Here is a 22043-nt window from a genome sequence, read left to right as displayed (position 1 = left end):
GGTATTCCATACGTCGGTCGGCGAGAATTACCACCTCATCAAAGATATCTATGTACAACTCGAACCTTTCAAAAAGCGTAGGGCGGGCAAGCTATCGGGCGGGATGAAACAGAAACTCGCGCTGTGTTGTGCGCTCATCCATAAGCCTACCGTGCTTTTTCTCGACGAACCGACGACGGGCGTGGATCCGGTCTCGCGCAGGGAATTCTGGGAGATGCTCGGACGGTTGAAAAAGCAGGGCATCACCGTGGTGGTATCCACACCGTATATGGACGAGGCGGCATTATGTGACCGCATTGCGCTTATCGAGCACGGAAAAATCCTAGCGATTGATTCGCCGCAAGGAATCATAGATGCCTACCCAACCCCCTTGTATGCGGTCAAAGGTGCGGATCTGCCGCGTATTATCCAGGTGTTAGCCACCCACGAGCCGCCTTTTACCGGCTATATATTCGGCGAGTATATCCATGTCGATACGGAAGGCACCGATGACCGCGACCTGGCGGAAGAGTTAACGGACCTTCTGAAAAAGGCCGGCTTGCATGGCATTGAAGTGAACCCGATTACGCCCACGATCGAAGATTGTTTCATTAAAATGCTGACGACATGACAAGCACGGCCCCGGTCATCAAAACCGATAAACTTACCAAACGGTTCGGCGATTTCATCGCTGCCAACGAAATCACGTTTGAGGTCGAAAAAGGAGAGATATTCGGCTTCCTGGGTGCCAATGGCGCCGGCAAAACCACGGCCATACGGATGCTGTGCGGCTTGTCCAGGCCGTCATCGGGCAAAGCCACGGTCGCCGGATTCGATGTATACAGCCAAACGGAGCAAATTAAACGGCACATTGGCTATATGAGCCAGAAATTCTCGTTGTATGAAGACCTTACCGTACTGGAAAACATCCGTTTTTTCGGCGGGATATACGGTCTGGACAACCAACAGCTTCGCGCCAAAAGTGAGGCGCTTGTTGACCGGCTGGGATTGCAATCGGAAGCCAAAAAGCTGGTGGGCCAGCTGCCGTTGGGGTGGAAGCAGAAACTTGCGTTTTCGGTCTCCATCTTGCATGAGCCGGATATCGTGTTCCTCGATGAACCCACCGGTGGCGTAGACCCGGTGACCCGCCGGCAATTCTGGGCCTTGATCTATGAGGCCGCAAGCCGCGGCATCACCGTTTTCGTTACGACCCACTACATGGACGAAGCCGAATACTGCAACCGTATTTCCATCATGGTGGATGGCCGGATTGAGGCGCTCGGCACACCCAAGGAGCTGAAAACGAAATTAAAGGAACCGTCTATGGACGGGGTGTTCTACCAACTGGCACGGGGAGCCAAGAGAGGAGATTAAAAAAGTGAAACAGTTCGCGACATTTGTAAAAAAAGAGTTCTTCCACGTACTGCGTGATCGCCGCACGTTGCTCATCCTGATCGGTATGCCGATTGCCCAGATCCTCATTTTCGGGTTTGCGCTGACCAACGAAGTGAAAAACGCCAGCATCATCGTTGTAGACCATGCGAAAGATAACGCTTCCAGGCACATCATCAGCCGGATAGCGGCAAGCAGCTACTTCGACGTCCGGGAAGACGCAATGGACATGGATCGGATGGAAACGGCATTCCGTGCGGGCGACATCAAACTGGGGTTGGTGTTTCCGGCTAACTTCGAGAGCGACCTTGCCCACCAGCACCGCGCGCAGGTACAGGTGATTGCCGACGCTTCCGATCCGAACAGCGCCACCACCCTCACCAACTATGTTTCTTCCATTATCCGCGATTACCAAATGGAGCTCGTTGGACAGCAAACCCCACCCTACCAAATCACCCCGCAGATCCGGATGCTTTATAACCCCCAACTCAAAGGTGCGCCCAACTTCGTGCCGGGCGTCATCGCCTTGGTACTGATGTTGGTATCGGTGATGATGACGGCGATATCCATTGTTCGGGAAAAAGAAACAGGTACCATGGAAGTGCTGCTGGTGTCGCCATTCAAACCGGTATGGGTTATCCTGTCGAAAGCCGTCCCCTATTTGCTTCTTTCACTGATCAATGTGCTTTCCATTGTGCTGATGAGCGTATTCGTGCTAAAGATCCCCGTGGAGGGCAGTTGGTTCTTGTTATTTGCAGAAAGCGCCCTCTTCATCGTTACCTGTCTCACATTGGGGATCTTCATTTCCATCAAAACGAATACACAGCAGGTCGCTATGTTGGTTTCGCTGATGGGGATGCTACTGCCCACGGTGATGTTCAGCGGATTTATGTTTCCCATCGAAAATATGCCCATCATCCTGCAGTGGATATCAAACCTTGTACCAGCCAAGTGGTTTTACAGTATCGTCAAATCCATCATGATCAAAGGGGTAGGCCTCGAAAGCGTATGGAAGGAAACACTTATCCTGTGCGGCATCACCGCGTTTCTTTTCGTGGTGAGTTTAAAGAGTTTTAAAATACGGTTGGAATGAGAACGATCAGATTCCTGTTGCAAAAAGAATTCCGGCAGATTTTCCGGAACCGCGCTATCCTGATGCTTATTTTGGCGATGCCGGTTATGCAGCTGATTATCCTGCCATTGGCGGCAGACTATGAAATCAAAAACATCAACCTCTCCGTGGTCGACCACGACCATTCGCCTTATTCGAGGCTATTGATCTCGAAAATCACGGCCTCTGGCTACTTTAAGCTGCAGGGATACCACCCTTCGCTCAAAGCGGCTTACGAATTTATTGAGCAGGACCGTGCCGACCTTGTACTGGAAATACCGCACGGATTCGAACGCAACCTGATCCGTGAGGGCCAACAGCCGCTGTTCATTGCCATCAACGCCATCAACGGCACCAAAGCCGGCCTGGGCGGGGCCTACTTGGCCAGCATTATCAGCGACTATAACCACAATATCCAGATAACCCATGCCGACCCCACACGCTTCGGCAGTGCACCCACCATAGAAGTGGTACCTACCAACCGCTTCAACCCGCTGCTCAACTACCAGTTCTTCATGGTTCCCGGCATCCTAGCCATTCTATTAACCATGGTAGGGGGCTTTTTATCGGCGTTGAACATCGTGAAGGAAAAAGAAGTGGGCACCATTGAGCAGATCAACGTCACGCCGATCAAAAAACACCACTTCATCCTCGGCAAACTCATCCCTTTCTGGATACTGGGCAACGTTGTCTTCACCCTCGGCCTGCTGGTTTCATGGTTCGTCTATGGCATATTTCCGCAAGGCAACATATTGGCCATGTACGGGTTCGTTTGGGCATACCTATTGGCCGTGCTGGGTTTCGGGCTCTTGATTTCCACCTATACCGATACCCAACAGCAGGCTATGTTTATCATGTTCTTCTTCATGATGGTGTTCATCCTCATGGGCGGGCTGTTCACTTCGATAGATAGCATGCCGGGGTGGGCACAGGTGATAGCTGCATTGAACCCGGTGAGCTACCTTGTGGAAGTAATGCGGATGATTATACTCAAAGGAAGCAGTTGGGCCGCCATCCTCCCCCACCTCGGTGCGATACTTGGTTTCGCCGTTGCGCTGAACGCGTGGGCGATTTGGAATTACCGCAAAACAGATTGACATGCAGTAATGTTGTAAATATATATCACATCGATTGTAATTTATGGGTCGTTATACTCGTCTATAATAAACCGTCAAAAACGCCTCCTGTTAAAACGGGACCCATGCCGACTATTGGAAACTTGGAAGCGGATGACGAATAAGATAATTAAAAAACAAACAGATTCAACGATGCGTGAATCATCAAAATTAAATTATACATTTGACCAATCGTATGTAATAGTCAAATCGTCCATTTTAGGATTTTTAGGTTGATCGTTATGCAAGCAAGAGGTATTTTATTAAACTACGAAGGAACCATTGACACCAACGGACAGCATTGGGGGGCCATCCTCTGGCATAAATTCCGCAAACATCATATTGCCCTGGATAAATCGGCATTCAACAAAGCGTACGCTCACGCCGAAGCGGCCCTAGCAACGGGCAACATCATCCGCTCGGATGATACCTTTTTGGATGTACTGGTCCATCAGATTACGCAGCAGTTCGATTTTCTGACCAAGGCCGGCCACCAACTGGACTATACGCTGATTGGAAAGATTGCCGAAGAATGTGACCAACTGGCCCAACGCACACTACGCAAGGCCAAAACCATCTTGGAAAGCCTTTCCAATGCTTTCCCGATTGTTCTCGTATCAAACTTCTACAGCAACCTCAATGCTATGCTGACGGAGTTCGGTATCCGGAATTATTTTGCCGACGTCGTCGAGCCGACCTACGAGACCTCGCTTTCTGATACGGCGATTTACGAGCTTGGCGTGCAACGGCTGGGTTATGCCGCCGAAGAATGTGTGGCCGTGGGCGACTCGTACAACCGCGATATCCTACCCTCCAAAGAAATCGGGTGCCAAACGGTGTGGCTTAATGTGGAGAGCTGGGAAGAATGGGGAATCGACGAGTTGGGGATCACCGACGCGGAAATCGGCGACTTCAACCAATTGCCCCGCTTGCTCGAAAAATGGGATCCTGCGTTTTTGCCGGCCACCCGATAGTGCTTTCCCAAAAATTTTGCATATTAGTTGCCCAAAGGTCAATTAAATGCAAGTAAAGAAATATTCCGGCGAACTCGTTGAATTCGATTTGCGCCGCCTGAAAGGCTCTCTTTCTAAATCGGGGGCCACACCCGACGTGGTTGATGAGGTATGGGAAAAGATGAAACCCATGACCTATGATGGGATCAGTACGCGCGACCTCTACAAACTGGCCTTTCGGCTATTGAAAAGGGAAGCAGATTCTTTCGCTGCCCGTTACAGCCTCAAACGCGCACTGAAAGATTTGGGGCCCGCCGGTTATTATTTCGAACAATGGGTTGCCAGGCTTTTCAACCATGCCGAGTACCAAACACTTACCAGCCAGCATCTTGCTGGCAATTCGGTAACCCATGAGGTGGACGTGGTGGCACAAAAGGGCGATGAATTGCTGTTGGTGGAATGTAAGTTCAGAAATACAGAAGATGCCAAAATCACCGTGACCACTCCCATGTATTTCCTATCGCGGGTCAATGATTTCGAAGGGCGTACTTTTTCATTCTTCGGCAAGGAAATGCCATTTACTGCCGGATGGCTGGTGACCAATGCGTATATGACAACCGACTCCGTCGACTTCGCCGCGTACTATAATCTCCATCTCCTCGCTTGGAATTACCCTGAAGAAAGCAGCATCAAACGCCGGGTAGACAATACCGGGCTTTACCCCATCACTTGCCTCACCACCATCAACAAAGCCGAAAAAGACATTCTTCTGAAACAAGGGTGTATCCTTGTCAAAGAAATCGTCAGCGACCCGTCCCAACTGGAAAGTTTGGACTGCGCGCCCCGCAAGAAAAAACGGGTCATCCAGGAAGCCATCGAATTAGTAAACCATCAAAAATAAAGGAAGCGATGAGCAATGATTTTGTAAAGGAAGAGCGCAAATTTATGGAAGGCGCACGTGCGCGTTGGAAAGAGCTTAAATACGTTGGCGGTGTGGTAATGCAATTCCTCAAAGGCTTCCGCGGCTTACATTTTATCGGCCCGTGCGTTACCGTATTCGGTTCGGCCCGATTTAAGGAAGACCACCCCTATTATGAACTCGCCCGCCGCGTATCGGCCGAAATCGGCCAGCTCGGCTTTGCTATCATGACGGGTGGCGGCCCCGGCATTATGGAGGCCGCCAACCGGGGCGCAAAGGAAAGTGGCGCACTTTCGGTAGGCTGCAATATCGAACTGCCCCATGAACAGGCACACAACCCCTACCTCGACCGGTTCGTGACAATGGAATATTTCTTCGTCCGCAAGGAGTTGCTGCGCAAGTACTCATTCGCATTCATCGTGCTGCCGGGAGGTTTCGGCACGTTGGATGAGTTTTTCGAAACGCTTACCCTCATCCAAACCGGAAAGATTAAGCGGTTTCCCATTGTGGTGATGGGGGTCGGCTTCCACAAGGAAATCATTGCGCATGTGCAACGTATGATGGATGAGAAAACCATCAGTCCCGAAGACATGGATCTCCTACTTTTCACCGATTCGGCCGAAGAGGTTGTTTCACACATCCGTAAGCATGCCCAGGGATCGCCCAGCATCAAGCTGAATCCGCCACGGAAAGCCGCGTGGGTGCTCGGTGAGCGGAAGCTTAAACGCGCATGAACATCCTTTGGAAGTACCTTAAACCGCAGCGCCGGTATATCTACTTCGCCCTGCTTTTGGCAGCCGTAGCGCAATTACTCTCCATGATCGACCCCATCATCTTCGGTAAGATCATCGACGATTACGCCAACAACAGGCAGGGTCGCAGCCAGGAAGAACTGGTTGAAGGGGTGCTTTTCTGGCTGTTCATTGCCATCGGTATTGCCTTGCTGGCCCGATTGGCCCGTTCTTTCCAAGATTATGTGATGCGGCTTGCCGTGCAGCGGTTCGGCATGCAGATATTCAACGATGGGCTACGGCAAACCTTACGGCTATCTTTCCAAGAGTTTGAAGAGCAGCGCAGTGGCGAAACACTAGCAGTATTGCAAAAGGTGCGTACCGATACGGAACGGTTCATTAATTCGAGCATCAACATCCTCTTTTCGTCGCTCGTCGGTTTCAGCTTCCTGATTTGGTACGCCATTACCAAGCATTGGGCGCTGATACCAATTTTCCTCATCGGTTTTGTGGTCATCGGCTCCATTACCAGCCTGCTAAGCCGCAAAATAAAAACCACGCAACGGCGTATCAACCGCGAAACGACTCACATGTCGGGCATCATCACCGAGTCCCTCCGCAACATCGAGCTCGTCAAGAGCCTCGGCCTTACATTTCCCGAGATGCGGCGGATGCGCGGCCATACGCAAACGATTTTCGACCTCGAGATGGCCAAAACACGACGGGTCCGTTTCCTTTCATTCTTACAGGGCACCACCTTGAACTTGCTCCGCCAATCGATATTGTTCACCCTTCTTTGGCTCATTTTCAGGGAGGTCCTTACCCCGGGTGAGCTTATCACCATGCAATTCATCTCCACGTCTATTTTCATGCCGCTACAGGATATCGGTAACATCATCGTGCAATATCGGGAAGCTGAAGCGTCCATCCAGCTGTTTGACGGCTTGATGCAGAAACCGATCGAGCGGCGACCCGAAAATCCGATTCCGATCGGCCCATTGGAAACAGTGGTTTTCGACAAGGTAATATTCCAGCACAAGACGGCTTCACAAAATGCCATCGACGATATTTCGTTCTCGGTCAACAGTGGCGAGACCATTGCGTTCGTGGGGCCTTCGGGTTCGGGCAAATCCACACTGGTTAAATTACTGGTGGGGCTTTACGGCCCCGTATCGGGCCATATCCTATTTAACGGCATCCCTGCGGAAGAGGTAAGGTTTAACGAAATGCGTCGGCAAATCGGCTTCGTGACGCAAGACACACAGCTTTTTGCCGGCACCATTAAAGACAATCTGCTCTTCGTAAAACCCGATGCTACCGAAGAGGAGGTATTGGCCGCCTTGCATAAAGCCAGCTGTACACCGCTGCTAATGCGTAGCGAAAAAGGAATCCACACACTATTGGGCGAAGGGGGGCTCAAGCTGTCGGGTGGCGAAAAACAACGTATCTCCATTGCCCGTGCATTGATACGCAACCCCCGGCTGCTCATTTTCGACGAAGCGACCAGCGCCCTCGACTCCCTTACGGAAGAGGCCATCACCGAAACGGTACGGGCGTTATCTGACGAACGGGAACAGATTACCGTACTGATTGCGCACCGATTGTCTACCATCATGGATGCCGACCGGATTATCGTACTGGAGAAAGGGAAGATTGCCGAAACCGGCACCCATGATGAATTGGTGGATGCGCGGGGGCTGTACTATGCCATGTGGCGGCAGCAGATCGGTGAGCGGCGGTAGCGCGGCGTCATGCGCCCTTATTCCAAACCCAGGTTAAACGTTTTCCTTAGTACATCGAGCGTAGGGTTTTTCGCTGCCATGGCTTGGTATTTCTCTTGCGCGGTATAAGGTTTCCGGGTGGCATCCTTTTTCATCTTTATCGGGACAAGGTCTATCGCGAAATTGCGCAGATTGGTCCGCAACTCATTGAGGATATCTATCTTCGAGGTACTTAACAGGTCCTGCTGAATGGGGTTTTCAATCACCACCCCGACCCTGAAGTCTGGCTGGAGCTCGGGCGCGTTGGCGGTCATCAATGTAAATAGATTGATTTTGTTTTCCGCTTTCAGCTTATCGGCCAGCGCATGCCAATGTTGGAGCAACGTTTCATGGTCAAATGCTTGCCGTTCTGCACCACTGAGCAATTCCGGTTCATCCGCGGTTTCTTCGTCCGGTTGTTTGTCGGCCAGAATATCATTGAGGTCGGGGATAACATTGCTGAGTTTCACGTTCCCCCACGAACGGGTTTTGGGGACCGGTGGCTGCGCATCTGCGTTCGGCGGTCGATGGTCAGGAGCCACGGGGCGATGGGCTACGGTCGGCGATGGGCTGCCTGTGGTGGATGACCGGTAATTGATGGGGGATGGTTTTCGGATTTCGTGTTCCGGCTGCCCGCTATCAGCTGATGACGGCCGATGATCAACCGGTGCCTGCGTCAGCGTAGACTTTTTTTTTTCGGCGGCATCCGCGGGCGACTGCGGGGCACCGTCTTTAGCCAGCTGTATGGCCGCGGCAATGTGGCACATCTTCAGCAATGCCAGTTCCACCTGCAAACGCTGGTTTTTGCTCGTGCGATAGTTGACCTCACAATGGTTGGCAATATTGAGCGCCGATAACAGCAAGCCGGGCGATACCTGTTGTGACTGTTGCAGGTAACGCTGGCGGATGGTATCACTGGTATCCAGCAGCTTCAGCGTAGCGGGTTCCCTGGCTACGAGCAAATCGCGGAAATGCGAACCCAAACCACCAATAAAATGGCTACCGTCGAAGCCGTGGGCCAATATCTCATCGAAAATAAGCAACGCCGAGGCGGATTCCTCTTGGATAATGGCATCGGTAAGCCGGAAGAAATACTCGTAATCGAGGATATTGAGGTTGTCGATGACCGCTTGATAAGTCACTTCCTTGTTGGAGAAGCTTACAATCTGGTCGAACATGGAGAGTGCATCGCGTAATCCACCGTCCGCCTTCTGGGCGATGATGTGCAACCCATCCCGATCGTATGACACGCCTTCCTTATCCGCTATCGACGCCAGGTGGTCGGTCATGTCGGCTACTTTGATCCGGTTGAAATCAAAAATCTGGCACCGCGAAAGGATCGTGGGCAGGATCTTATGTTTCTCGGTGGTGGCTAAGATGAATATCGCGTAGGCAGGCGGTTCCTCAAGGGTTTTCAAGAAAGCATTGAATGCCTGTTGCGACAGCATGTGCACCTCATCGATGATGTATATCTTATACCGGCCCGTCTGCGGTGGGATGCGTACCTGGTCGATCAGGTTACGGATATCGTCCACCGAATTGTTCGACGCCGCATCGAGTTCATGGATACTGAACGAATTGCCGTTCTGGAAGGATTTACAGTTATCGCACTGCCCACAGGCTTCCATGTCGGCGCCAATATGCTCGCAGTTGATGGTTTTTGCCAAAATACGGGCACAGGTCGTCTTACCCACCCCACGCGGACCGCAAAACAGGAAAGCTTGTGCCAGCTGCTTGTTTTTAATCGCATTTTTGAGGGTAACGGTAATATGCTGTTGGCCAACCACGGAATCAAACGTGGCAGGGCGGTACTTCCGGGCCGAAACGATAAAATTATCCATCCGGTACGAAGATAGAAATTTTGACTGAAACTAGCGACAGGAGTTCTTCGTCCGGTAATTACGTTAAGAAACGAAGGTTTCGTTGATGCACTTCTATGCGAATAGCCATCGCGGGGGCGACTATCTGCTTTCCGCTCCGTGCCGCGGGGCGAGTTACCTTTTTCTTGATAAAAAAGTAACCAAAACCGACCGAAGGAAGCTCATGAACACCGCTGAAACAAACATGCGCGGTGAATAAATCAAGGCCTGCCTGCTCCGTTGCATCCCGTTGCCGCATGCGCCGCGGTGGCTGCGCCCTATCGTGGTTTCGCCATGGGGTATTACGGTTGCGGAATGACGATGGGCGTCCGTGATGGTCCCGTTGGTTATAAATAGCAACGTCCGTTCGGAGGTAGGACCGGCCTTGGCACAGTTGGATGTGCGGGCCGTGATGGGGCGGTGCAGCCGTGGGGGTAAGTACAAACAAGCGGGACCCAGCCCTAGGGCCGGCCAACAGCGCAGGGGGCCTAGGGTTCGCGACATTGCACCGGCGCGCAGCCGGAACGACAACTGCGGCACAGCCGGAGCACCTTGGTTAGGGTGCGTCCAAGTAACATGCCCGGCCGGCATAGAGACCGGAAAGCCTTGCGGGCAAAGGCAAAAAACATCTCGCGCAGCGAGTCGTTCTTAAAACAAACCTTCGTATTCCATAATCAATGGCAGTTACTTAATTCACCTGCAAAGCGATCGGCAGCTATTCGGCGGTATTAACAGAAATTAACACGACTGTTACTACCGTTCTACCGTATTAATCACTATGTTTGCTCGTGGCAAACAATACACTATGCACATTTACGGAATCAAAAATTGTAACACGGTAAAAAAGGCCCTTACATGGCTGGATGAAAACGGCATTCCTTATACCTTCCATGATTTCAAGAAAGAGGGTGTTTCGTTAGACAAACTTAAGGCATGGGAACAGCAAATCGGATGGGAACCGTTGGTCAATAAACGGGGCACCACGTGGCGACAGCTTCCGGCAGAAGCGCAAAGCGCCGTTGTGGATGCCGTATCGGCAAATGCGTTGATGCAGGAAAAGACCAGTGTCATCAAGCGACCTGTCATCGAAAGCCCGGCGGGAGTCATCTTAGGGTTCGATGCCGCTGAATATGAAGCTAAATTGAAATAACGAACAGACCAACATCGTACGACATGAATAAATTGAGAATAGCGGCTCTGGCCGCCATGATGATTGCTGGCTTTTTGCCCGTGACAGGCCAGGCCCAAACGGTCACCAACCATTACGATTATACCGAAGCATTCAATCCGTTTTTTTACACCAACAACGGCACGGAATATCGTTCGGCGAGCGGAATGCCGGGGCCCAAATACTGGCAGAATGCGGTCGATTATAAAATCAGCGCCCGATTGAATGACCAAACCAACGAGATTACGGCAAGCGTAACCCTCGAATACACCAATAACAGCCCGGATGAAATGGATTTCATCTGGTTGCAATTGGACCAAAACATGTTCTCACAAGAAGGCCGGGGCCACCTCATCGTGCCACTTACCAAAAGCCGGTACGGCGATGCACGTTCGGATTTCGACGGCGGATACGACATCCAAGCTGTAAAACTGGGAAATGGCAAAGCCGCCGAGCATCTGATTACCGACACCCGCATGCAGGTTTTTTTACCCGACCCCTTGCAACCCAATGGTGGACATGCCACGATAACCATCGATTATTCCTACATCGTGCCTACCCATGGGGCGGACCGCACCAGCGTGTTGGAAACCCAAAATGGAAAGATTTTCGCGGTTGCACAATGGTTTCCACGTGTAGCCGTATATGACGATGTTTTGGGCTGGAACGTGCAGCCCTACACCGGACCGGGCGAGTTTTACCTGGAATTCGGCAACTACGAAGTGGAAATCACCGCACCGGCCAATCACATCGTGGTGATGGGCGGCGAGCTACTCAACCCCAACGACGTATATACGGCCGAACAGGTGAAACGGTTGGAGCAGGCCAAGAAAAGTGACGAAACAGTGGTGATCCGGTCGGCCGAAGAGGTGACCCTGCCTGACTCGCGACCACAAGGCAAAAAAGAACTTACTTGGAAGTTCAAGCTACAGAACGCCCACGACGTGGCCTGGGCTTCGTCGCCCGCTTTTATCGTGGATGGCGCGAAAATAAACCTGCCCAGCGGTAACTCCGCCTTAGCCCTATCTGCTTATCCGGTAGAAAGCAACGGCGGAAATGCTTGGGAGCGCGCTACGGAATACACCAAAGCTTCCATCGAATTCTATTCCGATTTATTGATGGGGTACCCCTACCCGGTGGCCGTCAACGTAGCGGCGGAAATCGGTGGTATGGAATACCCAGCCATTGTTTTCTGCAGTTATAAATCGAAGGGCCGCGGGCTGTGGGGCGTCACCGACCACGAGTTTGGCCACATCTGGTTTCCGATGATCGTGGGCAGCAACGAACGGCTCCATGCATGGATGGACGAAGGATTCAATACCTTTATAAACGATCTGTCTACAGAGGCCTTCAACGACGGGGAATATTATCGCGCTGCAGGCGATGCCAATCGAATGGCACAGGCGTTGACGCGGCCCGATTTGGAACCTGTAATGAGCACGCCGCAGAATATGCAGGAGCGCAACATCGGGATATTGGCTTACTTTAAGCCGGGATTCGGCCTTACCCTCCTACGCAATGAGATACTCGGGCCCGAACGCTTCGATCGTGCTTTCAAAACATACTTGCATCGCTGGGCGTACAAACACCCTACGCCGGATGACTTCTTCCGCACGATGGAGAATGTAGCCGGCGAGAATCTCAATTGGTTCTGGCGTGGTTGGTTCAAATACAATTGGCGGTTCGACCAAGGGATCGTGAAGGTCACTACTGATGCCAGCGACCCGGAAGGCAATGGGCTGATCACGGTAGAAAACTTTGAAAAAATGCCCATGCCGGTGGTCGTCGATATCACAACGGAAAGTGGCAAAGTCCACCGGATGAAATTACCCGTAGAAATATGGGAACGTAATACGAAATGGACATTCAAAGCACCGACCGACGAAAAAATCGTAACGGTGCAGCTCGATCCCGACAAAGTCTATCCCGACCATAATCCGGATAATAACCGTTGGGATATGACCGAACAATAACACGGGATATACGTTAATGATAATATGCAGTGCCCTAGATTGACATCGGTATCCGAAAGAAAACTCATCATGCAGGCGCTGCATGCTATTTTTTTCATCTGTGTATTTTCCGCACCTGCTGTCGCACAAGACACGGTCTTAAACGGATATGTACTCGAATTGGATAGCGGTGAACCCCTACCCCATGTAGAAATAAAAAACTTGAATACGGGTACGCTGGCTGAAAGCCTCGATGATGGCTCCTTCCGCATTGCAGTAGAAAAAAACCAACGCCTCCAATTTGAATATCCGGGTTACCGTACCGACACTTTAGTTGTTATCGAATTCGGCATCAAACGGGTATACCTTACGCCCGATGGTAGTACGGTACAGCTCGACGAGGTACAGATACAGGCCATGACCGACAGCCGATTGGAAACGGAAATCAAACGGGCCCAAGCGGAAGGGTCCTTTACCGAAGTGTCGCAACGGCGCGGCGGCATCCGTATCTCACCCTCACGCTGGTTTGGGAAGGCAGGGCGCCAAGCCCGGCAACGTTACGAATTGCTGCTCGCCGAAAAGGAACGCAGGAAAATCGATGCCCGTTTCACCCGCGAGGCCATCATCGCCGTCACTCCCCTGAAGGGGGAAGATCTCGAGCTATACATGACCAAGTACCGCCCGACAGCCGAATTCCTATCGACTGCCGACGAATCCGACCTCCGGCTCTATATCATGGATACGTATGCCGCATTTAAAGCATTGACCCCCGAACAGCGGGCAGCCATCAAAGCCCCCAACCCAAAGGGTAGCCGTGATTAATTGATGGGTTATATATTGCCACCCCGCTCTACACGGAAGGCGACCTTGCAGATTGCCCCATAAGACGAAATTTCCCCGTCTTTAACGTGCACTTTAAAGTCTTTCACATAGACCGAATCGATATTGGAAACGGTAGCAGATACTTCTTTCACCGCATTGCGGATGGCGTCATCAAAACTGGTGGTGGATGAAGCAATGACCTCGATTACTTTTACAATAGCCATAATGGAGTTATTTTATGTTTATGCCAAGTAAACACGCCCGAAAGCAATTTGTTTGTGGCATGCCCAAATATTAAGTTTCGTTTGGTATATTGTCCCTCCACTTAACTGACACGAATACTAATCATGAAAAGACTTATCCTATCATTAGGCTTTACCACATTACTGGCCACGGCTATTCAGGCACAAACGGATTTCGGCCTAAAAGCAGGCGTTAATTTTTCTTCGTACAGCTTTGCCGATTCGGAGAATATTTCCGATGCGGAACCACGGACGAGTTTCCACCTAACGGGGTACCTGGACGCTCGGATTGCCTCCTGGCTTTATCTCCATCCAGAGGTTTCGCTGCAAGGGAAGGGGGCCAAAGTGATTGAATCGAAACTATTGGGTGGTGCCGAAGTTATACAGCGCACCATGTGGCTCGATTTCCCTTTCAATTTTCTGGGTAAACTGCCCATAGGCGATGTGGGCAGTTTTTTTGCCGGTACCGGGCCGTATGTAGGGTTCTCCATGAATGGGGAAAACACGTATGCGAATGGCTCCACATCTGCCATGATCATTTATAAAGATAATGCCCTGAAAAGTGTCGATTACGGGGTCAATTTTCTGGCGGGCTTTAAGTGGAGCAGGTTTTCGCTAAACGCAAATTATCGGTTGGGCCTCGCCAATATCACCAACAGCTCCTATAAATGGTCTGACGATGTCAAAAACCGGGTTTTCTCGCTGGGCATCGGCGTATCGCTTCTATAACCGGCAGTCCGCTAACTTACACCTTGGCGGGCTTGTCGTCACGATGCAGGTGCAGGGAACGTGATGTCCGTGCTTCATTTTATGGCGTCGCGTAAGAAAATACCCAAGACGTCCATTTCAGGAATTTGTGTATACTTGCGTATTGCGAACAGGTCGGTACGACGAACAATGAGCGGATTTTACTTACAGGCACTTTTGAAGATCATCGGCATCAGTGCGGCCTCGGGGATCAGCTATTCCGACGGGCTTATTCACCTGGTGTCGGACAATGGAAACTATCTTTACGAATATCCCCTGGCTACAGGCCTCCTAAGCCGGCACTTGCTCCGAGATGGGATACCGACAGAACAAGTCGCCAAGGCACAGAAAATGGACCTTGAAGCCATCTTGGAGAGGGACGATGCGATTTATGTCTTCGGATCGGGCTCTACCCCTGCCCGAGAGCTCGGATTTGCTATCTCTAAGGCCGATAAGCGGATCGACACCCTGCCGCTACATGATTTATACGAAGCCATGCGTTCAGTTGCTGGAATCGGGCCGGACGACTTCAATATCGAAGGGACTGCGGCGCACGGAGCGGATTGGCTATTCTTAAACCGGGGAAATGGACCCGGTGGCAGGAACGTCCTATTTACGGTACATGGAATAAATCTGACCGAAAATTTCCAGCTCTCCTACGATGAAATCGACCTGCCTGTGATAGACGGTTTGTCTTATGGATTTTCGGATGCGACCGTTGCCGGAGACACCCTTTATTTCATTGCCACGGCGGAAGCGGGCAACTCCACCTACCATGATGGTGAAGTCGGCGGAACCTTATTCGGCGCCATTGATCTGTTGGGTCGGACAACCGCCTTTACCCGGGTTATTTCCCGATCACAGAAATTCGAGGGGATTGCTTCTTATACCACGGCATCGGGCATGGCTTCGTTTTTATTGTGCGAAGATAATGACGATGCCACCGATACGGCAACGGTTTACAGGCTTGATGTGGAATTATGAAAACAATAGGTTTACTTTCCATCTTCCTACTGGTGTCCTGTGGTGGGCAGGCCGATAATTTTGACTTCATGGTTGGCGAATGGAAACGCAGCAACGACGAAGCCGGCAGACAAACGTTCGAGACGTGGGAGAAACGAAACGACTCCACATATATTGGACATGGCTATACCCTCAGTGGCACGGATACGGTATGGCAGGAAAACATCATCCTTTCTCCGATTGCAGGGGTATGGCACTATCAGGTATCGATGCCGGGAGACACCGCGTCGACCGACTTCAGGGTATCCGAATCAGACGCACGGTCTTTCACTTGCAAAAATCCACACAATGAATTCCCTAAGACCATTAGCTACCGGAGGGCAGGCACTGATCTCCATGCCGATATTTCCGGTGGGGGCAATGCGGTTACCTTCCTGTTTATGCCGATGGAATGAATTTCGGCCTATCTCGTTTTTGACGGTCCCACTTGTTCATTGAACGCCAAGCAGAGTTCCACCCAGTAGGTAAAATCATCCGGATCATTGTACCCCTCGGGGCCGACATAGCAATACCCGGGTAGACGCTTGCCCCTCATCACCATGGGCTGATAGCCCGGGCGCTTTGAAATTTGTGGCAGGCTACTCGGATCGAACCGGCACATCAGGCCGGCAGCCGTTACATTGATACACATCTTTGCGTTCACCAAAAAGGCAAGCCCCCCGAACATTTTCTTCTCCTCGATGGTGACGCCGGAGACGCGCTGGAGGTAGTCCCTTACTCGATGGGCCAATTCGATATCGTATGCCATACCACGAATTTTAGGGCAAGATACGGATTCCGCACACATTAGCCATAACCTTCTACTAACGGTAGATTGACTTCGCCCCACTCATCCATTAACCTTAGAATTTTCGTTAAAGGCACCTTCAAGATTGGGTTATAGTATTCTTCGATATCGGCATCGGCTTTGGGTACAAAGTCGCAACCAGCCCCATAGTTTGTCTTTTATCCCCCCCTCATGCGTGTGTAAATTCACCTAATTTTATCTACGAAAAAGAAGTCGAGGATTAAATAAAAAATGACATGGACAAGCCCATAGCACAATCGATGGCAATCGTTATCCCTGCATACCGGATGCACAGCCAGCTCTTCAACAACATGCTCGCGGATATCCGGGAGGAGGATGCCCAAAAGCGAATCGAAGACAGGACCAACCATTTCACTTGGATGGTAGGCAATCTGGTCAATTGCCGGTACTGGCTAGCCGAGGTCTTCGGTCTATCCGAAAAGGACCCCAACGAACACCTATTCAAGGACGCGAAAGCCCTGGATACGACATTGAACTATCCTTCGCTGGCTGCACTGAAAGAACAATGGCATCAAATCTCGCCACCACTGTACCAGAAGCTGATAACGGTTGATGAACCCGAGCTCAACCAAGCCTATGCATTCGGTATGGGCGCCCCTTACGTGGAAGAAAACAAACGCAACATGGTGGGTATGTTCCTAGACCGTGAAAGTTACCTCTTCGGGCAATTGGGCCTGATGCGCAAGGTGCTGGGGTATGGAGGGGTCCGGTATGATCTAGATGACCAGTTGGCCTATTAACGCATACTTTCCGCCGGGATAACCGCAAATCCCTGAAGGTTCATTTGACAAGCCGCCATAGCATGCAATCCTTTACCTCTTTGCCTTTTTCAGCGCGTCGAGGTATTTCTTCTTTACACCGTTATCCTCTTCCTTGGCACTGAGTATTTCCAATACCGGCAAAAGTCCGTTGTTGGCGTCGGTCTTTAGTTTTAATATTTCGCCCAGTGCATATGCCGTTGCCCAGCGGACCACTGTTCCGGGGTTTTCGGTGTTCGGAAGCAGGTTGGCTATCGACCGGTCGAGTTCATTGGGAAATAGCGGGGCGATCGCGGAAACCCGTGCTTTTGCTTTCAATGATTTGTCCTGAAAAACCTGTTGGATGATCATAATTTATTAAACTAAATTGGCTCGCCGTAAAACAACAAAAGCCTTTGCTTTCGCAAAGGCTCCCACTTTCGTAGTGCGGAAGAGCAGATTCGAACTGCCACGCCCGTAGGGCGCCACCCCCTCAAGATGGTGCGTCTACCAATTTCGCCACTTCCGCAGAGGATTTACTGGCGCAAAAGTAAGGTAATTTTTTTCTTTAGCCAAGTGTTTTTTCACTGCGATTTCGGCGCACCATACTTATCGATAAGCGTTTGGATAATGCCATCGGCCAGACCCACCCGGGGGACAATAATCTGCCGTAGACGGCCGGACTTCATGAGCGTAAGAAAAATTTCACAGGCTGGGATAATTACATCAGCACGGTCGTGGTTGAGTCCCAATACGTTGATGCGGTCTTTCAGCGAAAAGGATCCCAGATATTCATACAGCGATTTCAGTTTGGCAAATGAAATGGGCTTGTCTTCTTTACTGTTGTTGGCAAGCCGCGAAAGCTTATTGATATTGCCGCCCGTACCAATACCATATACCGTCTTGAATGCTTTCGTGTGATTTTTCACCCAATTCCGCATATCATCCCAAGTTTCATCACTGTCTTGATTATCCAATATACGGATGGTACCGATATTGAATGACGATGAAGCAATTAATTTTGCATCGGCAAATACTGACACTTCGGTACTTCCACCGCCCACGTCGATATACAAATATGCTTTATTGCTATTGAGATGCTGCTCGATATGGCTGCTATAGATGATCTTCGCTTCTTCACTGCCGTCAATAATCTGCAGGTCTATGCCTACATCGTTAATCTCACGTAACAGCGCCTTGCCATTAGCGGCCTCACGCATGGCCGACGTGGCGCACGCCAAATACTGGCTTACTTTGTACACATCCATTAAATTTCGGAATGCGGTCATCGTCTTTACCAGATCTTTGGCTTTCGACACGGAAATACGGTGGTCGATGAATGCGTCATCGCCCAACCGCAAGGGAACCCGCACCAGCGTATTCTTTTTGAACGACACCACATCGTCGTTCCTGATAATATCGGCTATCAACAGCCGCACTGCGTTGGAACCAATATCTATTGCTGCGTATCTCACGATTGTTATGATTTATATTTTAGGTAATTGTATATATCTTCTTGGGCCCGATGCTTGATTTTACGCTTGGCACCGATGTACCGGTTGTTATTCAAATGATTGATTTCGCGGGCCTTGGTATTGTCGCGCAACTGGATATCCACGATATCGCGGATTTCCTTACGGATCCGGCTGTCCTCAATGGGAAAAGCAACCTCCACCCTACGGTCGATATTCCGTGTCATCAAATCGGCAGACGACAGGTAAATCAACTCATCCCCACCATTGCCGAAAATCCAAACGCGCGCGTGTTCCAGGTAGCGATCCACAATACTCCGCACCGTAATCCGCTCACTGAAGCCTGCCTGCCCGGGCACTAAGCAGCACATCCCCCTTACAATGAGTTGGATGGTTACGCCCGCATTATTGGCCTCGTAGAATTTCTCAATCATTTCCTCATCTGAAAGGCTATTCATTTTCAGAATCATATAGGCTTTCTTGCCGGATTTAGCCACTTCTATCTCATTGGAAATAAGCTGGTATAGCCGCATTCTCGTTCCTAATGGCGACGCGATGATTGATTTGTAATCGCGACGGAACACCTGTTTTTCCAAGCTCCTGAAAAGACGTTTCAAGTCTTTGGTAATGGCCGAATCTATGGTAAACAAGCTGTGGTCGCAGTAGCTTTTGGCAGTCTTTTCGTTGAAATTACCCGTGGCGAGGTTCGCATAGTAAACCAAGCCACTTTTCTCACGGCGCGTAACGAGGCAGACCTTAGCGTGTACTTTGTATTGCATTATGCCGATATTCACATTTACGCCGCCCTCTTCCAATCGGTTCCTCCAGTAAATATTGGCTTCTTCATCGAATCGCGCTTTCAATTCGATCAAACAGTTGACCACCTTGCCATTTTGTGCAGCGTTAATCAACGCATTGATGACACTCGAATTTTCGGCCAGCCGATAGAGACAAATATTGATTTCCTGCACTTTGGGATCAATGGCGGCTTCACGAAGAAAATGAACGATATAATCAAACGACTGGTACGGCAGGCTAACCAGGTAATCGCGTTGTGCCATTTGGCTGAAAATACTCCGCTCGAGATCCAGGTCACTTACCCGCAGTTGCGGCATGGGCGGGTACTCCAATGCCGGTCCGCCAACATTGGGAAAATCGATGAAATCCCTAAAGTTATGGTATCTGCCACTGGGGATGAGTGCATCCGTGTCCAATTGCATGCGGCCAACCAAGTAGTTTAAGGTATCGAGCGGGACATCGCTATCGTAAAGCAGCCGCATGGGCCGCCCTTTTTCCCGCCGTTGCAGGCTGTGCATCAGCGCATCCACGAACTTTTCGCTCATATTGGGATCAATATCCAATTCGGCGTCACGCGTGAGTTGGATGCTGTAAGCCGCAATGGTATCCGGGTCGAAAATAAAAAATAGGTCGTCCAAACAATACCGGATAATGTCGTCCAGCAAGATGATGAACTTCAATCCATTATTTTCGGGCAATATAAGGAAGCGGGAAATAATTGGGCTAGGAATTTCCACCAGTGCATACTTCACTTTCTTCCGGAACGTCAATTTAACGATGAAGTACGTGTGCCGATCCTTCAGTTCCGGAAAAGGTTTTGCGGCATCCGTCTCCTCCAACATAATGGGCACGAGGGTTGGCAGCACCTGCCGGCGAAAATATGTTCGCACATAGGTACCCCGGGCAACATTGAGTTGCTGCTCGTTAATGATGAAGATTTTCTGGGCTTCCAGCTCTTTGATGATCTCCTGCTCATAAAGGTAGTCGAACTGCTTTTCGAGTCGTACCACGATATCCTTTATTTCATTGAGCACCTTCTTAGGGTTGAAGCCCAGCATGGTCTTGGCTTTGGTATTGATGTCTACCAAGCGATTGAGCGTGGCCACCCTTACGCGGTAAAATTCATCCAGATTGGATGAAAAAATAGCCAAAAACCGTAACCGCTCAATCAGCGGCACCGTCCTGTCGGCAGCCTCCTGCAGCACACGCTCGTTAAAATATAACCAGCTTATTTCTCGATTTATAAGGGGATATTTATGCTTCACAATCGCTATCATTGGGCCGCTGTAAGTTACCTGGCCAATAATAGCAATGCAACGTTTTGTTATTGTTAACGGTGTATTAATTCACCGTCACCAAACATCGTATTGAAATAGGCTACGACTTACCGTGGAGTGGCTACCGGTAATACCTTATTATCAATCATTCCAAACTTGCTGCTCAAGGATTTCCAACTGCCAAAGGATTTCCTCCTCTTTTACCGGGAAAGGTTCATCCCGCCGGATTTGCGCATAAACGGCGTTGAACAGGTCATTATAGTCGCCCTTTAACGCCTCGCGGTATCGGATTTCCCGATCACCATTCGGTTTCATGAGGGTAATCAGCCCCTCTTTACCAGCAGGTTCTATGCCGTACGCAGGGTCTTTCGGCAGGATGCCCGACTGCAATTGGTCTTCTTGCACATCGGCCCTTACTTTCTGAAAAGACCCCTTGGTACCATGCAGCACATAGGCTGGCAGCGGATTGGCCACCAGCAGACTTGCATGGATAAATACCGTCAACCCTTTGGGGTAACTAAGCACCAATGTAGCAAAGTCATCCACTTGAGACCCTTGTCGATGGGTCGCGAGGATTTTCATGCTTTTATCGGGCTTGCCAAAGAGACAGATCACCTGGTCGAGAAGATGCGGCCCCAAATCATACAATACCCCACTGGCCGGAATTGGCAGTTCCTTAAACACTTTGGGGCCCTTCTCCGGCCGGTAACGATCAAACCGGACATGCAATTCAATGGGCTCCCCCACTGCTTGCCGCTCTACCACACGCTTGAGCAACTTGAAATCACTATCCCATCGTCGGTTTTGGAAAACCATCACGTGTTTACCCACTTTCCGTCCCAGATTGAAAATCTGCTTGGCTTCCTCGCTACTGGGCGCAAAAGGCTTCTCTACCAAAATATGTTTGCCGGCATTCAATGCCTGTATCGCATAGTCTACGTGCGTATTGTTGGGGGTATTAATGACCACGAGCTCAATAGCATCGTCTTGCAGCAAGTCACTTACGGAATCGTAACTGATGATATCGGGATACCTTTGCTGCGCACGTTTCTCATGGCGCTCTACGACAGCCCGCAGTTCAAACCGCGTCTTTTGGTTGATGAAAGGCGCATGGAATACGCGTCCTGACATCCCGTATGATAATATACCTGTGACTATGCTCTTTTTTGGCATTACTT

The 22043-nt window shown here is 50.4% G+C and carries 23 protein-coding genes and 1 tRNA gene; 15 read left to right on the top strand and 9 right to left on the bottom strand.

All coding sequences use genetic code 11. The annotated features are described in order from the left end of the window. The 8 genes from ACO1NT_RS05810 to ACO1NT_RS05775 form a co-directional block, all read left to right on the top strand. Positions 1 to 610 (top strand): ATP-binding cassette domain-containing protein (locus tag ACO1NT_RS05810; protein ID WP_449047480.1); only part of this gene is annotated, 610 nt, incomplete at its 5' end. Continuing rightward, complete coding sequence (locus ACO1NT_RS05805; protein WP_449047479.1) at positions 607 to 1353, top strand: ABC transporter ATP-binding protein; 747 nt, start codon at positions 607 to 609, stop codon at positions 1351 to 1353. The genes ACO1NT_RS05810 and ACO1NT_RS05805, both read left to right, overlap by 4 nt. A gap of 4 nt (positions 1354 to 1357) precedes the next feature. Continuing rightward, the gene (locus tag ACO1NT_RS05800; RefSeq protein ID WP_449047478.1) at positions 1358 to 2464 is read left to right on the top strand and encodes an ABC transporter permease; all 1107 of its coding nucleotides are present in this window, start codon (positions 1358 to 1360) and stop codon (positions 2462 to 2464) included. Then, a complete protein-coding gene (locus tag ACO1NT_RS05795; RefSeq protein ID WP_449047477.1) occupies positions 2461 to 3579 on the top strand; it encodes an ABC transporter permease in 1119 nt (372 codons plus the stop codon). The genes ACO1NT_RS05800 and ACO1NT_RS05795 overlap by 4 nt, the downstream gene beginning before the upstream one ends. 260 nt (positions 3580 to 3839) lie before the next feature. Beyond that, a complete protein-coding gene (locus tag ACO1NT_RS05790) occupies positions 3840 to 4571 on the top strand; it encodes an HAD family hydrolase (protein ID WP_449047476.1) in 732 nt (243 codons plus the stop codon). A 46-nt stretch (positions 4572 to 4617) separates the two neighbouring features. Beyond that, entirely contained in the window at positions 4618 to 5451 is an 834-nt protein-coding gene (locus ACO1NT_RS05785; protein ID WP_449047475.1) for a restriction endonuclease, read from the top strand. Between the two features lie 8 nt (positions 5452 to 5459). Further along, positions 5460 to 6203, top strand: a complete 744-nt coding sequence (locus ACO1NT_RS05780; RefSeq protein ID WP_449047474.1) for an LOG family protein — start codon at positions 5460 to 5462, stop codon at positions 6201 to 6203. Further along, a complete protein-coding gene (locus ACO1NT_RS05775; protein WP_449047473.1) occupies positions 6200 to 7942 on the top strand; it encodes an ABC transporter ATP-binding protein in 1743 nt (580 codons plus the stop codon). The genes ACO1NT_RS05780 and ACO1NT_RS05775 overlap by 4 nt, the downstream gene beginning before the upstream one ends. Before the next feature lie 17 nt (positions 7943 to 7959). Here the strand turns inward: ACO1NT_RS05775 and ACO1NT_RS05770 are convergent, their stop codons facing one another. After that, complete coding sequence (locus ACO1NT_RS05770) at positions 7960 to 9801, bottom strand: DNA polymerase III subunit gamma/tau (protein WP_449047472.1); 1842 nt, start codon at positions 9799 to 9801, stop codon at positions 7960 to 7962. A 153-nt stretch (positions 9802 to 9954) separates the two neighbouring features. Further along, entirely contained in the window at positions 9955 to 10410 is a 456-nt protein-coding gene (locus ACO1NT_RS05765) for a hypothetical protein (RefSeq protein WP_449047471.1), read from the bottom strand. Between the two features lie 214 nt (positions 10411 to 10624). On the opposite strand from ACO1NT_RS05765, the gene ACO1NT_RS05760 reads away from it, so the two are divergent. Genes ACO1NT_RS05760 through ACO1NT_RS05750 form a run of 3 tightly spaced genes read left to right on the top strand, consistent with a single transcriptional unit; the run spans position 10625 to position 13761 of the window. Next, the gene (locus ACO1NT_RS05760) at positions 10625 to 10969 is read left to right on the top strand and encodes an ArsC family reductase (RefSeq protein ID WP_449047470.1); all 345 of its coding nucleotides are present in this window, start codon (positions 10625 to 10627) and stop codon (positions 10967 to 10969) included. Positions 10970 to 10992: 23 nt separating this feature from the next. Further along, positions 10993 to 12960: a M1 family metallopeptidase gene (locus tag ACO1NT_RS05755; protein ID WP_449047469.1), complete on the top strand. Its 1968-nt coding sequence runs from the start codon at positions 10993 to 10995 to the stop codon at positions 12958 to 12960. Between the two features lie 24 nt (positions 12961 to 12984). Continuing rightward, a complete protein-coding gene (locus ACO1NT_RS05750) occupies positions 12985 to 13761 on the top strand; it encodes a hypothetical protein (protein WP_449047468.1) in 777 nt (258 codons plus the stop codon). Positions 13762 to 13769: 8 nt separating this feature from the next. On the opposite strand, the gene ACO1NT_RS05745 is transcribed toward ACO1NT_RS05750, so the two are convergent. Further along, positions 13770 to 13985 carry a dodecin family protein gene (locus tag ACO1NT_RS05745; protein WP_449047467.1) on the bottom strand — a complete coding sequence of 72 codons (216 nt, stop codon included), beginning with the start codon at positions 13983 to 13985 and terminating at the stop codon, positions 13770 to 13772. A gap of 123 nt (positions 13986 to 14108) precedes the next feature. On the opposite strand from ACO1NT_RS05745, the gene ACO1NT_RS05740 reads away from it, so the two are divergent. From ACO1NT_RS05740 to ACO1NT_RS05730, 3 genes are all read left to right on the top strand, one after another. After that, entirely contained in the window at positions 14109 to 14732 is a 624-nt protein-coding gene (locus ACO1NT_RS05740; RefSeq protein ID WP_449047466.1) for an outer membrane beta-barrel protein, read from the top strand. A 168-nt stretch (positions 14733 to 14900) separates the two neighbouring features. Beyond that, positions 14901 to 15734: a DUF6929 family protein gene (locus ACO1NT_RS05735; RefSeq protein WP_449047465.1), complete on the top strand. Its 834-nt coding sequence runs from the start codon at positions 14901 to 14903 to the stop codon at positions 15732 to 15734. Further along, entirely contained in the window at positions 15731 to 16168 is a 438-nt protein-coding gene (locus ACO1NT_RS05730) for a hypothetical protein (protein ID WP_449047464.1), read from the top strand. The genes ACO1NT_RS05735 and ACO1NT_RS05730 overlap by 4 nt, the downstream gene beginning before the upstream one ends. An 8-nt stretch (positions 16169 to 16176) precedes the next feature. Here ACO1NT_RS05730 and ACO1NT_RS05725 read toward each other — a convergent pair whose 3' ends face one another. Continuing rightward, positions 16177 to 16521, bottom strand: a complete 345-nt coding sequence (locus ACO1NT_RS05725) for a TfoX/Sxy family protein (RefSeq protein ID WP_449047463.1) — start codon at positions 16519 to 16521, stop codon at positions 16177 to 16179. A gap of 275 nt (positions 16522 to 16796) precedes the next feature. Here ACO1NT_RS05725 and ACO1NT_RS05720 point away from each other — a divergent pair, with 275 nt between their 5' ends. Further along, complete coding sequence (locus tag ACO1NT_RS05720) at positions 16797 to 17321, top strand: DinB family protein (RefSeq protein WP_449047461.1); 525 nt, start codon at positions 16797 to 16799, stop codon at positions 17319 to 17321. A gap of 72 nt (positions 17322 to 17393) precedes the next feature. On the opposite strand, the gene ACO1NT_RS05715 is transcribed toward ACO1NT_RS05720, so the two are convergent. From ACO1NT_RS05715 to ACO1NT_RS05695, 5 genes are all read right to left on the bottom strand, one after another. Then, entirely contained in the window at positions 17394 to 17690 is a 297-nt protein-coding gene (locus tag ACO1NT_RS05715) for a hypothetical protein (RefSeq protein WP_449047460.1), read from the bottom strand. Between the two features lie 74 nt (positions 17691 to 17764). Continuing rightward, positions 17765 to 17847 (bottom strand) — tRNA-Leu (locus ACO1NT_RS05710). Positions 17848 to 17902: 55 nt separating this feature from the next. After that, positions 17903 to 18793 (bottom strand): Ppx/GppA phosphatase family protein, encoded by an 891-nt coding sequence (locus tag ACO1NT_RS05705; protein WP_449047459.1) that lies wholly within the window; start codon positions 18791 to 18793, stop codon positions 17903 to 17905. Between the two features lie 5 nt (positions 18794 to 18798). Further along, positions 18799 to 20865, bottom strand: coding sequence for a polyphosphate kinase 1 (gene ppk1 / locus ACO1NT_RS05700; protein WP_449047458.1), 2067 nt, complete (start codon positions 20863 to 20865; stop codon positions 18799 to 18801). A gap of 141 nt (positions 20866 to 21006) precedes the next feature. Further along, a complete protein-coding gene (locus tag ACO1NT_RS05695; protein ID WP_449047457.1) occupies positions 21007 to 22038 on the bottom strand; it encodes a Gfo/Idh/MocA family oxidoreductase in 1032 nt (343 codons plus the stop codon). Positions 22039 to 22043 lie beyond the last annotated feature (5 nt).

Source organism: Parapedobacter sp., from assembly GCF_053550995.1.
The sequence above is the reverse complement of the archived record's forward strand: the minus strand, read 5'-3'. Positions and strand labels throughout refer to the sequence as shown.